Source organism: Flavihumibacter sp. UBA7668 (assembly GCF_002483205.1).
Classification (GTDB): domain Bacteria; phylum Bacteroidota; class Bacteroidia; order Chitinophagales; family Chitinophagaceae; genus Flavihumibacter.
Genome location: NZ_DLHM01000004.1, coordinates 648,297 through 661,442 on the forward strand (window position 1 = coordinate 648,297; position 13,146 = coordinate 661,442).

Sequence of the window (13,146 nt, forward strand, 5' to 3'; positions counted from 1 at the left end):
TTACTGTTTTTTAAGATTATTCAATAAATGCTGTATTTCTTCCAGCTCTTCATTTGATGCCTGGTGATTACCCAGTGCCTGTAATACCAATTGGGTAGGGGAGCCGCCAAATAATCCATCTATCATTTTATTCAAAAGATGTTTTTGGGTTTTCTCCCTGCTAACCGCAGCCTGATAAATATGCGTTTTTACAGAATCATCGCGCTTCACTAATCCCTTTTCATTCATTATCTGCATCAACTTTAACGTGGTGGTATAACCGACATCTTTGGTTTTCGATAATTCCTCGTGAACTTCTCTAACACTTGCCAGTTCCCGATTCCACAGAACCTGCAGGATTTCCAGTTCACTTTCAGTTGGTTTAATGTACTTGGTTGAAGCCATGGTGAAGAATTTGAAACCGAATATACGATTGTTTTCGTAAAGCCTTGTTAAGGTGCTTGAAATTTTATTCATGACGATTTGCTTTCCTCAAAATTAAATCATAATATTGATATATCAAATAATGATGTATCAATATTATGACGGCCGAAAAATTAAATTCTACCTTTTTTTATGTGTTGGAGAAGTCAATCAAGACCTATCGTCAGATGGCTCAACGAAACCTTGCCCAGGAATATGGAGCAATAACAATTGACCAATTATTGGTTTTACAGGCTATGAAGGATCAGCCTGAATTAACGCAGCAGCAAATAGCATTGGTTGTATTTAAAGACTATGCCTCCATTACCCGGATCATCGATTTATTGGTGAGGAAGGGCTTATTGCATCGGGCAGATCATCCGACTGACCGTCGCCGGTTCGAACTGACACTTACCCGGGCAGCAGATGATTTACTTCAGCAGGTGCATCCAAGAATTTTGAAAAACAGGAAGATTGCGTTAAGCGGTATCAGCGAGGAGGAAATTGCCATTGCGCGAAAAGTGCTGGCAAAAATAACAGAGAATTGTAGCTAAAAAAAGCCCCGGCGTAGACACGTCGGGACTTTTGGTATTTGGATCTGATTAGTTTCAGTAGTAAAGATAGAATTAATTCCTATCTACAGACATTTCGAACGCGATTTCTTGACCAGAAACAAGAAAGTTTTCATATTTCTTAACGATCTCCGCAGTTTGTTTTTCTCCGTTGATGATCAGTATTCCTTCTTTGTAATTTACAGCCAGCTGCCCATTTTTGCTGTACCCATCTTTTTGAAGGATTTCAACAAAGTTGTTCAATTCCAGGTCGGCATCCGAACCATTAACCCTGATTTCAACTTTTTTCTCCACTTTTCCTGTATCTGCCTTGGTATTGTGCAGATCAGCAAGGGTAGGAGCAATTACCAGGGAAACAATACTCATCAGTTTGATCAGGATATTCATAGATGGACCGGAAGTATCCTTAAACGGATCACCTACTGTATCGCCGGTTACAGAAGCCTTGTGTGGTTCTGACTTTTTGTAGTACATTTCTCCATTGATCTCAACTCCTTTTTCAAAGGATTTTTTCGCATTGTCCCAGGCACCGCCGGCATTGTTCTGAAACATTCCCATTAAAACACCGCTAACGGTTGCACCAGCGAGGAATCCACCCAGCGCTTCCGGACCAAACATGAATCCGATAATAAGGGGGGAAATAATAGTTATAGCTCCCGGCAGCATCATTTTTTTGATGGAAGCTTCCGTGGATATGGCCACACATTTATCGTATTCCGGTTTGCCGGTTCCTTCCATAATGCCCGGAATGGTTTTGAACTGACGGCGAACTTCTTCCACCATCGCCATAGCTGCTTCACCAACTGCGCGGATGGCGAGTGAGGAGAATATGAACGGAATCATTGCCCCAACAAATAAGCAAGAGAGTACATCTGCCTTATAAATATCGATTCCGGAAATACCGGCTACTCCAACAAATGCCGCGAATAATGCAAGTGCAGTTAATGCCGCAGATGCAATTGCAAAACCCTTACCGGTAGCAGCCGTTGTATTACCAACTGCATCGAGTACATCTGTTTTTTCACGAACCTCTTTGGGTAATTCGCTCATCTCCGCAATACCGCCTGCGTTATCAGCAATCGGTCCGAACGCATCAATTGCCAGCTGCATCGCAGTGGTTGCCATCATACCGGCTGCTGCGATTGCCACTCCGTACAATCCGGCAAACCAATAAGAGCCATAAATTCCTCCCGCTAAAACGAGAATTGGAAGGAAAGTAGATTCCATTCCTACTGCCAGACCTCCAATTACATTGGTAGCATGACCAGTGGCTGACTGACGGATGATGCTCATAACCGGACGTTTACCCATTGCAGTATAATATTCGGTGATAATACTCATCAGGGTTCCAACTACCAATCCAACCAGGATGGCATAGAATACATCCATACGGGTGAATTCAAATCCACGTAGTTGCATGGTAGTTTCCGGAAGAATATATTGAACCAGGAAGAAAGACGCAATCGCTGTAAGGATAATTGATCCCCAGTTCCCCATATTGAGGGCTTTCTGTACAGCTTCCGTACTTATTCCTGCACTATCTGAAATTCGAACGAACCAGGTTCCCACAATGGAGAAAAGGATCCCAACACCTGCAATCAGCATCGGTAGCAGAATTGGAGAGAACCCGTTGAATGCATCTGTTGCGATGGTTTCCTGTCCAAGTACCATAGTTGCCAGAACGGTTGCAACATAGGAACCGAAAAGATCTGCACCCATACCTGCAACATCGCCCACATTATCACCTACGTTATCGGCAATCGTAGCAGGATTACGGGGATCGTCTTCCGGAATACCGGCTTCCACCTTACCTACGAGGTCAGCACCCACATCCGCAGCTTTGGTATAAATACCGCCGCCTACGCGAGCAAAAAGTGCGATGGATTCAGCACCCAGGGAAAATCCGGTTAATACTTCAATTGCTTTTGCTACCAGGTGGTCATTTGCTGCCAATCCGGGTGCGAAGAATAAAACCAGCACAATAAACAGACTTCCCAATCCTAATACTGCCAGTCCGGCTACACCAAGTCCCATAACTGACCCACCTGTAAAAGAAACCTGTAATGCTTTGGATAAGCTGGTCCGTGCTGCCTGTGCTGTGCGTACATTGGCCTTGGTCGCGATACGCATTCCTACATACCCAGCCAGCGCACTGAATACAGCACCAATTACAAATGCGATTGCAATGCTCCAGTGGGAATGTTCATTCCTACTGGCCATAAATCCTAAGAGGATGCCTACAATCACAACAAAATATCCTAGGATTTTCCATTCAGCCTTCAGGAAGGCCATAGCTCCTTCAGCAATATAATTACTGATTTCTTTCATGCGGTCGGAACCTGCATCCTGCTTGGATACCCAGGCAAATTTTACAAAGGTGTAAAGCAAGCCAATCACACCCATTGCCGGAACCAGGTAAAACAATTTGTCCATAATGAAGTACTTGTTAACAAAATTTTAGAGTGGGCAAAAATAGGGGAGAAAATGCAAAAAAGGCACCCAGGATGCATCTCAGGTGCCTTTTGGGCGCAAATTATTTTTCACCGGTCGGGTGCCACCGGTCGGGTGCCACCGGTCGGGTGGGGGGAGTTATTGGTTTTTGGTGCTGTCAGCGGGTTTTTTCTTCTTTTTGAAGAGGTCGTTCAGGATTCCTTTGGCTGCTTCTTCGGCGCGTTTAGGGGTTGATGTTTTACCGGAATCACCTGCTGCTGTACTGTCTTTGCTACCAAGGATCTGTTTAGCAAGTTCCTTTTTAGCATCTTTCAAAACCTCTGCTTTGATCACAGCCAGGCTGTCTTTTGCCCGCTGTTTCGCCACATTCAGGGCAGAATCCGCTTTGGCTTTCTGTTCTGCAGCAATGTCTTTTGCTTTTGCTTCCAGTTCACTGGCCAGACTTGTGCCCGCCTGTGCAAGATTATAATTGAGTTTTGGATTGGTTAAGGACCCGCCCATATTTATTTTGAGGTTGACCGTTTCACCGGGATTAACTGCCAGCCCTTTTTTACTTAATTCAGCAGCCAGTCCATTTATTAACTGATTTGCATCCGTTCCGAGTTTGGCACGCGGGATTTTCATATTGATCAGATAATCCATGCTCTGATCAAATCCATGCATGCCCCCAATTTCCATTTCGATATCACTCAGTTTTACCGTAAAGGGTTTCACCAGCACTTTCCCATTAACAAACTCAAAATATTGTTTGATATCTTTCACACTGATTTTTTCCAACTCACTAATTTTTAGCCTGGCGGCCAGCATTTCAAGGGGCTTGAATTTGTTCAGAAATCCTTCCACCAATAGTACTACCCCATTACCTGTGAGGGAACTTAGATCAGGCATCATCTGTTCACCCAATCGGCCATTCAGGGTCAAACTTGAATTTAGTTTACCTGAAATAAATTCACCGATCGGCATTATGTATTTAACTGTATTAAATGCTTTAAAGGTTTTAGCTACATCCAGATTTTGCAGCTGATAGGCAAAACTGATTGCCGGCTTCAGTTTATTATCCCGGGTAGAGTAGGAGCCATTCAGTCCAATTGTTCCATCCAGCGCCTTCATACTCAGGTTTTGCAAATTGACCGTTTCGTTTGCAATAGAAACCTGGCCCTTAACATTATTATAAGCTACTTTATCATAGTTAACCTGATCAACCGCTGCATTAACAGTAAAGCGAATATTATCAGGTACTGCAAAAGGCTGACTGCTGGCAGTGGCTTCGGGCGCTGCTTCTGTTGAAGTCCCCATCCATTTATTAAGATCCAGTTTATCTGCCTGCATGGATAATGTTCCTGATAAAGGCTCATCTTTTATCGCGTATCCAATAGCGTTTGTGATTTTACCATTTGCGGTAAAATTGGTTTGTTGAAAACTTCCATTGGCATTATTGATCGCAATATCTTTCGGTGTAAACTGCAAATTGGCTGATTTCAATGCCAGTCCGTCTGCATAATCAGGTGTTTTGAAAACAATCTGCTGAAGATTCACAACCCCGCTTGATTGAATCAAATCATATTGTTCCTTGTCTATCTGTGATTTTTTTCCCCTGATCCGAAGGTCTGCATCCAAATGGCCGGTAAGGCTGGTACCAGGATCAAAACTATAAAACTGTTGAACTCTTCCTAAATCAAACCCGCCTTTGGCACTGGCATCAAAAGCCGGATCAGAAGCGGGTTGTGTCAATAAAAGAGAAAAATCTATTTTGTCTGATCCGAATTCAGCATGTCCGGATGGTATGTTAACAACAGTATGATCCGGAACGCCATCCGGATTGGAAACCTGAATGGTTGCACTTGTATTTTGAATAGGTTGTGGAAATTCTTTGGACGCATAATAAATATTCGCCAGCTGGATTAGCCCTTTTGCCTGAAATGGGCCGGGTTGTTGTTGCAGTACTACATTCAGGTTTCCCTTTGCCTCGATGTCCGCAGTAACCTGTCCGCCTATTTTTGTGCCCTCTTCCAGCTTAATGAATTGCCCGATGGTGCCAAGATCCAGTTTTCCTTTTGCAGCAGCATCAATAAATTGCAAAGTTTCGGGTTGTTTATATAGAACCCGGAAGGAAAAAGGCTCTTTGCCAAACTGCAGATTGGCAGTGGGAATTTCCAGTACCAGGCTATTCGGTTGTCCATCTGCGTTTGTAGCTTTAAGATCAAGATTGATATGCTGGACAGGCTGGGGCAATTCCGGATATTGAAAGAAGCCTTCTTTAATAATGGCTTCAACAGAATAGGCCGGCATTTCAGTAGGTGAATACTGACCCTTTACAAATCCTTTGAATGCAGCGGTACCACTGGTTTTAAGCGAAGCAAAATCTTTTGTGTAGATGGCCGGAACCAACGATAATATGGTTCGAAATTCATTGGATGGTGTATTAAATTGAATATCCATTCCATAAGTGGAGTCATTTACCAGCTGAAAATAACCATCTGCATTCAATTCCATTTCATTCAGAACAGCTTTCATTTTTGAAAAGCTGTATTTGCTGGAACTTGTATTGATATCAAAATTTGCATCCAGATCAGTTTTTGTATTTACCAGATAGGGAATTCCTTCATAAGTAAAATTTACTGCTGTAGCTTCTGTCTTTGTTTCAAGCAGAAATTGTTCAGCACTGAAATTTCCGCTTCCTTCATGATTGAGACCTTCAATAGATGCAAACATATTACCCTGCCGATCATCGTAGCGGATCAACCCATTTTTTATTTCATATTGCTGCAAATCCAGGTTGAATCCATTGCTTGAAGTATCGGGATTTTCTGTTTCTTCAGATTCTTTCATAATATCCCAGTTAACCGTACCGTCTTTTCCAATTATGGCATGAATCCTGGGATCTTCCAGCACTACGCTGGATACTTTAATGGGACCACTCCCAATCAAACTGAAAATATTTACCGCTACATCAATTCGCTGGGCGGAAACCAGTGTATCTGTAGCATAATTATCCGGGCCGGTAATATAGAGTTTATCAAGTCCAATACTTAGTTTGGGAAAGTGACGGAAAAAAGAAATGGAAACATCTTCAAAACCGGAGGGGGCTTTAAGTTGTTTATTCATTTCCTGTTTAGCCATTGCTTTTAGCTTATCGCCAAAAAGAAGCGGGATGGCAATTGCTGCAGCAAGCAGTAAAACCAGAAGAATTCCTAAAATTGCCAGTATTCTTTTAAGCATAGGGGGAAAGTTTTTAGCTTAGCAATGAAAATATCGTGCCCCGCAAAGATAAACGTTGAAAGGGATGAACTGTTGTTTCATTCACTGTTAAACATGGGCCATTTCGAATATGAATAAGATACTTGGTTTTTTACTATGCATTTGCCTTACAGGCAGCTCAACTGCCCAAATGGTTAAGAAAATTTCAATTGATGAGTTGGATAATTATATTAAATCGGCGCAAAAACCCATGGTGGTCAATTTTTGGGCTACGTTTTGCCGACCCTGTATTGATGAATTGCCCTATTTTATTGAGTCGCAACAGCAGTATCCGCAGGTTGAGCTGGTGATGGTAAGCCTGGATTTACCGGGTTATTATCCGGAAAAAGTGGAATCTTTTCTTCGGGCTAAAAATTTTCTGGGGCCTACTCAGGTTTGGTTGAATGAAACGAATGCCGATAGTTTTTGTCCGAGAATTGACCCTGCCTGGGATGGTGCGATACCGGTCACTTTATGGATAAATCCGGTAAAAAACTATCGGAAATTTGTAAATCGATCCATGACAGGTCCCCAGATAAAACTAGCTTATCAGGAATTAACCCAATAACATATAAAAGGTTCAGGTTAGCTTTTTCTCTTAATGCTACAGCCTACAGACCGGCTATATTTTACAGAAACCTCTTTGCCTTCCATTACTTCAAGTATTGCCAGTTCCAGGTGTTTTCGCTTAATCTTAGTCAGATCAGCGGGATTATCATCAATAGCCCCGTGATATACCAGTTTGCCATTTGCATCAAAAAGAAAACATTCAGGTGTACGGGATGCACCAAAAGCATCAGCCAGTTCATTTTTACTATCAATTGTGTAGGGCCATGCGTATTGCTGGGCGCGTGCATATTGCTGCATATCTTTATAGGAATCATCACTATCACGGGATCCTTCATTGGAATTTAAAACAATAAAACCAATGCCTTTTTCCTGAGCCAGAGAGCCAATTGCACGCGTTCTGGATTGATTTTTTTCCACATAAGGACAGGTATTACAACTAAACATAACCAGCAGGCCATTGGACGTTCTGATATCTGAAAGTGAAACCAGTTTTCCGGAAACATCCTTCATTCTGATCTCTGATTTTGGAATAGAGGAACCAATGGCCAGGGGGGTTATCTGAGCCCAAAGAGGTTGAATGGTTATAAGGGTGATAAAGATGGTAAAGATCAACTTCATATGAACACGAATTTGGTAAGCTTCTTAAAGTTCGGCATTTTATTTCACAGATGGAAGTGTAGCTTCTTTTCTAGCCCTTTCCGCAGCCATCATTTTTAAGGAGTGAATGCTCACATTTAATTCATATCCAATAAGTAAGACCAGGGAACTGAAGAATATAAGTAACATAAGAATTAATATGGTACCGATAGAACCATACACTTTATTGAAGTTGTCAAATCTTTGCAGCCAAAGGGAGAAGCCGGCAGCAGTGAGTACAACCAATATAGTGGCCAGTGTTGTTCCAGGTGAGGAAAGTTGCCAGCGTTCATGGATGGCCGGTGCATATTTGTAGATGATCGCAATACAATAGTAAACAAGGGCAAGGATGAACACCCAACGCAGGTTTTTTACCAGCCATCGCACAACTGGGGTATTAATTTCAAGTTTATTCAAAGCCCAGGTTAAGATGGTTCCCTGTGCCAGAATTAAACCCATTGTCAATAAAAATAACAGGATCAGCACCGTGGTTATGCGAACGGCAACCCATCGTTCCAGTAAAAAATTCCGGTCTCGTGTATATAGTAATGATTTATTGAATGTGCGCATGATTCCAAGCATGGCATTGGAGGCATAAAAAACCGCCAGAAAAAAACCAATCGACAACAATCCGCTCCGGGGAGTTTCCAGAAAATCTTCCAGGAAATCTTTCACCAAAAGGAATGTATTCATATTGGGAGTTACATCTCTGGTTAGTAACAGGAGTTGCGTGGTAATTTGCCTGCTAAAAGGCATATATGGAATCAGTGTACAAAGGAAGATCGTAGCCGCAGGTATAGCCATCAACAGGTTGAATGAAATAGCTGCCGCGCGGTCATTCAATCCAACTTTCTTCACCTGCTGCATAAAAAATACCGCCACATCATAAAGTGGCAGCCCTTCAAATCCGGGCAGAATGATTTTTTTGCTTTTGGCAATGGTCCACCGCACTGGAGGCAGGTTACGTATCAGGTTGTTTAGGTTGAACATAGTGAGGCAACATCAACTTCCGGTATCCTCCGGTTTATTTTTCTTTTTAAGATAAGTATCCAGCGCTTGTTGATATGCTTTGGCATTAACCAGATGCTGCTTGTAATTTTCTGCGAAAATATGGGTGCCATCAAATTTGGGATTGGCCACAAAATAGAGATATTTGGTAACAGCCGCATTCAGAACTGCATCAATTGTAACTGCTTGCGGAGTGCAAATGGGTCCGGGTGGCAATCCTGCTACCCTATAAGTATTAAACGGCGATTCTACTGCCAGGTGTTTATGGTAAATGCGTTTCAGTGAGAAATCCCGCAAAGCGAATTTGACCGTAGGATCAGCACCCAGCCGCATATTTATTTTCAATCGGTTGATATAAACAGAAGCAATAGTATCTTTTTCCTGATTGTTATTGGTTTCTTCTTCTACGATGGAGGCTAGTGAAACTACCTGTTCCGGCGTGAAGCCAAGTTTTTCGGCTTTGGCTTTTCTTTCTTCATTCCAGAATGTTTCTCGGGCAGCCAGCAATTTGTCCATTATCCGGGAAGGGGAAGTGTTCCAGAAATAGGTATAAGTGTTAGGAATAACTGTCGATAGGATGGTATTGCTGTCCAGGCCCCATAAGCGAAGAGAATCCGGGTTCAACAGATAATTTATGAATGTTGCGGAATCAATTTCCAGTTTTCGTCCTACCATGGAGGCCAGGTCTTCTTTCGTCCGAAGTTTGTTGATTACAAGGTTTACCGGATCCTGCTGGCCATTTCTCAATTTTCGGATAATGGTAAGCAGACTGGATCCTTTTGGGATATTGTACCTCCCGGCTTTCACTTTTTCAGGATAATCAAGTCGTTTGGCAACAAAATTGAAGCTGGCAGGAGAGCGCAAAACAGTATCTTTTTCAAGTTTAGCAAGAACATCTTCGTACCTGCTGCCTGTTGGGATTTCCAGGAAGTAGTTCTTTTTTTCGAATGCGGTAGCGGAGCCGGTAAAAAACCAGAGAGCTGCCAGACCGGCAATAAATATCAAACCGAATAGAACGAGAAGTATTTTTTTCATGGATGCCTGATTGCACTCTAAAGTAAGCAAAAACCCTGCTGTTTGGAGCAGGGTTTATTGTTTCAATAAGTTGAAATTGATTAATTGGCCGGCTTGGGTTGGCTATCAGCCGGTGCAGGAGCCGGTACCAGTTGCTGATTACCCGGGGTAGCAGGCGTTTGAGCAGGAGCCGTAACAGCTGGTTTAGTATTCAATTCATCAATAATAGATTTCGATTTTCCGGCTGATTGAGGTATAAAAGCAGCAGAAAAGAGGCAAAGCAATGCTACAATCAGGGCAAATACCCAGGTACCTTTTTCAAGCAGATCCGTAGTTTGTTTAACACCCATGAATTGGTTGCTTAATCCACCCACATTACCAGCAAGTCCGCCACCTTTTGGGCTTTGAACCAGGATGATAAAACCCAGGACAGCACTTGCCAGGATTATCAGAATCAGAAAAAAGACGGTCATGATCGATTTTTTAATTGTTCAATTCGAGTCGCAAAATAAGCGGATTTGTCGGGATGAGCCAAACTTAATTTCTGAAAAATCTCCATTGCCCGGGCTTTATTACCCTGTTTCAGGAGGACATCCGCCATGGTTTCAGTAAGAATTTCCTTTCCTTCAATAGAATCGGCGGCCATTGCCTCAATGGTTTCGCCTTTTCCGGCATCCATCAATTTCTCCTCAATAACAGTCTGAGGCAGTTTTTTCATGGATCGGATCCATTCAGTAAAGGATTTCAGTTGTTTTCCGAGTTTATCTTTTGGGAGTTCATTTCCGAGTTTAATACCCTGAGATGCGAAATAATCGATGGTGTGATAGGGTTCAAAACTTGGCATATCATCTGTAACCGGACCAAGATCCCGGATGGAAGGAATTCGGATGGGTGATTCCTTTAACAGGAGGTCGGTTCGGAGCATAGGCTGATCATCCAAAGCCGGAGAGGAATCCGAATCATTTTGGTTATCATCTGTATTATAGGATGGTTCCTCCCGTTGATGAGAAGCGATTGTTTCCGGTTCAATGGCTGAATTGGCGATTGATTTGGCGAGGGCCAGCGCATCTGCCAGTTCTGAGGTCAGTTCCCTGACCAGTTTGGATTCAATTAGCGGAGCCGTTTTTTCTTCCTGTTTTATTTCCAGTTTCACGGATTCAGTAACAGGGCCGCTGATCCAGTTTAACTGCGCATTCAAAAAATAAGGATCCTGAAAAAAAAGCAGTGATTGTTGCCATTGTTCGGAAAACCCCAAAGAATAGCTCAGTTTCATTTTTTTCAGTAAGAGAAATTGCAGAGGGGCGCAATAGGGATATTGTTTAACCAGCTGTTCCAACTCGGAAACAGTTACACTTTCCAGATTTGGCTGATGAAAATAATATTGTATCGTTCTGTTGAGATCCATGAAGATGGCAATATACTTTATTTACCAGTTGGAGAATATGCGGTTGAAAATTTCATCACTCAGGTTTCGGATAATTTCATCCTGTAACTGAAGCTGTGCCTGGTCCAGTGTCAGACTTGCACTGAAATCAAAATTCCGCGTAATGGATGCCTCAAAGTTTTTTGTTTCATCCTTCCTGTTTTTAAATTCAATCTGAACAGTGATATTCAATCGGTTGCTGGCTGCCTGCTGATTGGAGATGCCTGTGGTTGTAACAGAACAATCAGTAATTGTACCAGCAATATCATAATGTGCATCTTCTCCCTGAACCTGGGTTAATCTGGTCTGACTGATTACCTTTTGTCGTAATTTGTCGGTGAGCAGGGGACTTAATACCGGATTAAAAAGACGTGCTTTATTTTCGAAATACTGAACACGTACCGTCTTAATTTCTTCGGGTATGGATATATCTTTAAAGGAGTAGCAGCCTGGAAGTACTACTAAAAAAAGAGCCACAAGAGAAGAGAGTAAGGCCGATTTGGTTCGGACTGATTTATTCACTGATATCATATTCTTTCAATTTACGATAAAGGGTTCGTTCACTGATACCAAGGTCTGCTGCAGCATCCTTTCTTTTTCCTTTATGTTTTTTTAATGCTTTGAGAATCAATTCCTTTTCTTTATCCATGATATTAAGCGACTCTTCAACCTCTTCATGATCATGGATATCATCATGCGAATGCGGCATTAGTACGGTTGATGGTGCATTTTGCTGCATGGGTTGCATGTAAGATGAAGGAGAGGGGAGTGCTGCTGCAGGTGATGCATAGTCTACCGGTGATGGGTAATCGCGCAGCAGACTTTCTTTAGTATAGGCAGCGGCAGCAGCTGCTTCCCCCGGATTCTTCAGGATCTCTACGAACATTTTTTTCAGTTCAGTTACATCTTTTTTCATATCAAAAAAAAGCTTGTAAAGGATTTCGCGTTCGCTATTGAATTCCGGACTATTAGATGTGTGTCCGTTTCCAACGAGCATGGGTAACCGATTATTTGGTTGTTCCGGAAGGAACCGTTTCAGTTCATAAAAGTTAACCATCTTATCAGTGGCAAGTACACTGATCTGTTCTGCGATATTTTTTAGTTCACGAACATTCCCAGGCCATGGATAGTTCACCAGTAAGGTTCTGGCTTCATCATCAAGTTGTATTGGGGGCGATTTATATCGTTCCGCAAAATCAACGGCAAATTTTCTGAATAACAGCGGAATATCATCTTTTCTGTCGCGGAGGGAAGGTACCCGAATGGGGACGGTACTTAAGCGGTAGTAGAGATCTTCCCGAAATTTCCCTTTTTGGGTGAATTCCAATAATTCCCGGTTAGTAGCTGCAATTACCCGAACATCGGTTTTTTGGACTTTGGAAGAACCAACGCGGATGAATTCACCTGTTTCGAGCACCCTTAGCAGGCGTGCCTGTGTGCCGAGGGGCATTTCTCCTATTTCATCCAGGAAAATGGTTCCTCCATTTACTGTTTCGAAATAACCTTTCCGGCTATCAACTGCACCGGTGAAGGCGCCTTTTTCATGTCCAAATAATTCTGAGTCAATGGTTCCTTCAGGAATTGCACCGCAGTTAACAGCAATAAAGGGATTGTGTTTTCTGGCTGACAGTGCATGAATGATTTGCGAAAATGCTTCCTTTCCAACTCCACTTTCGCCAACGATCAGTACGCTCAGGTCAGTATTGGCAACCTGGGCCGCTACATTCAATGCATGGTTTAAAGCTGGTGCGTTTCCAATAATGCCAAATCTGTTTTTTATGCTTTGAGTGTCCATTTTGTAAAGTCAAAAGTCAAAAGTCAAAAGTATAAAGT

The 13,146-nt window shown here is 42.5% G+C and carries 12 protein-coding genes; 2 read left to right on the plus strand and 10 right to left on the minus strand.

All coding sequences use genetic code 11. From position 1 onward, the window contains the following. Complete coding sequence (locus tag B2746_RS10825; RefSeq protein ID WP_290793410.1) at positions 1-384, minus strand: BlaI/MecI/CopY family transcriptional regulator; 384 nt, start codon at positions 382-384, stop codon at positions 1-3. Positions 385-521: 137 nt separating this feature from the next. Here B2746_RS10825 and B2746_RS10830 point away from each other — a divergent pair, with 137 nt between their 5' ends. Continuing rightward, entirely contained in the window at positions 522-956 is a 435-nt protein-coding gene (locus B2746_RS10830; protein ID WP_290793415.1) for a MarR family winged helix-turn-helix transcriptional regulator, read from the plus strand. A 72-nt stretch (positions 957-1,028) separates the two neighbouring features. On the opposite strand, the gene B2746_RS10835 is transcribed toward B2746_RS10830, so the two are convergent. Together B2746_RS10835 and B2746_RS10840 are read right to left on the minus strand one after the other, a co-directional pair. Continuing rightward, positions 1,029-3,407, minus strand: coding sequence for a sodium-translocating pyrophosphatase (locus tag B2746_RS10835; RefSeq protein WP_290793418.1), 2,379 nt, complete (start codon positions 3,405-3,407; stop codon positions 1,029-1,031). A 156-nt stretch (positions 3,408-3,563) separates the two neighbouring features. Then, the gene (locus tag B2746_RS10840; RefSeq protein ID WP_290793421.1) at positions 3,564-6,644 is read right to left on the minus strand and encodes an AsmA-like C-terminal region-containing protein; all 3,081 of its coding nucleotides are present in this window, start codon (positions 6,642-6,644) and stop codon (positions 3,564-3,566) included. Between the two features lie 169 nt (positions 6,645-6,813). Between B2746_RS10840 and B2746_RS10845 the strand changes: the two genes are divergently transcribed. Continuing rightward, on the plus strand, positions 6,814-7,230 hold the full coding sequence (locus B2746_RS10845; protein WP_290793424.1) for a TlpA family protein disulfide reductase: 417 nt from the start codon (positions 6,814-6,816) through the stop codon (positions 7,228-7,230). Positions 7,231-7,247: 17 nt separating this feature from the next. On the opposite strand, the gene B2746_RS10850 is transcribed toward B2746_RS10845, so the two are convergent. From B2746_RS10850 to B2746_RS10880, 7 genes are all read right to left on the minus strand, one after another. Further along, positions 7,248-7,850, minus strand: coding sequence for a thioredoxin family protein (locus B2746_RS10850; RefSeq protein ID WP_290793427.1), 603 nt, complete (start codon positions 7,848-7,850; stop codon positions 7,248-7,250). A gap of 39 nt (positions 7,851-7,889) precedes the next feature. Further along, a complete protein-coding gene (locus B2746_RS10855) occupies positions 7,890-8,858 on the minus strand; it encodes a YihY/virulence factor BrkB family protein (protein ID WP_290793430.1) in 969 nt (322 codons plus the stop codon). 12 nt (positions 8,859-8,870) lie between these two features. Beyond that, positions 8,871-9,911: an endolytic transglycosylase MltG gene (gene mltG / locus B2746_RS10860; RefSeq protein WP_290793433.1), complete on the minus strand. Its 1,041-nt coding sequence runs from the start codon at positions 9,909-9,911 to the stop codon at positions 8,871-8,873. An 80-nt stretch (positions 9,912-9,991) separates the two neighbouring features. Further along, a complete protein-coding gene (secG, locus tag B2746_RS10865) occupies positions 9,992-10,363 on the minus strand; it encodes a preprotein translocase subunit SecG (RefSeq protein WP_290793436.1) in 372 nt (123 codons plus the stop codon). Beyond that, positions 10,360-11,295 (minus strand): hypothetical protein, encoded by a 936-nt coding sequence (locus tag B2746_RS10870; protein WP_290793440.1) that lies wholly within the window; start codon positions 11,293-11,295, stop codon positions 10,360-10,362. Before B2746_RS10870 ends, secG begins: the two co-directional genes overlap by 4 nt. A gap of 21 nt (positions 11,296-11,316) precedes the next feature. Then, on the minus strand, positions 11,317-11,844 hold the full coding sequence (locus tag B2746_RS10875; protein WP_290793443.1) for an LptE family protein: 528 nt from the start codon (positions 11,842-11,844) through the stop codon (positions 11,317-11,319). Beyond that, the gene (locus B2746_RS10880; RefSeq protein ID WP_290793445.1) at positions 11,828-13,108 is read right to left on the minus strand and encodes a sigma-54 interaction domain-containing protein; all 1,281 of its coding nucleotides are present in this window, start codon (positions 13,106-13,108) and stop codon (positions 11,828-11,830) included. The genes B2746_RS10875 and B2746_RS10880 overlap by 17 nt, the downstream gene beginning before the upstream one ends. Between the last annotated feature and the right edge of the window lie 38 nt (positions 13,109-13,146).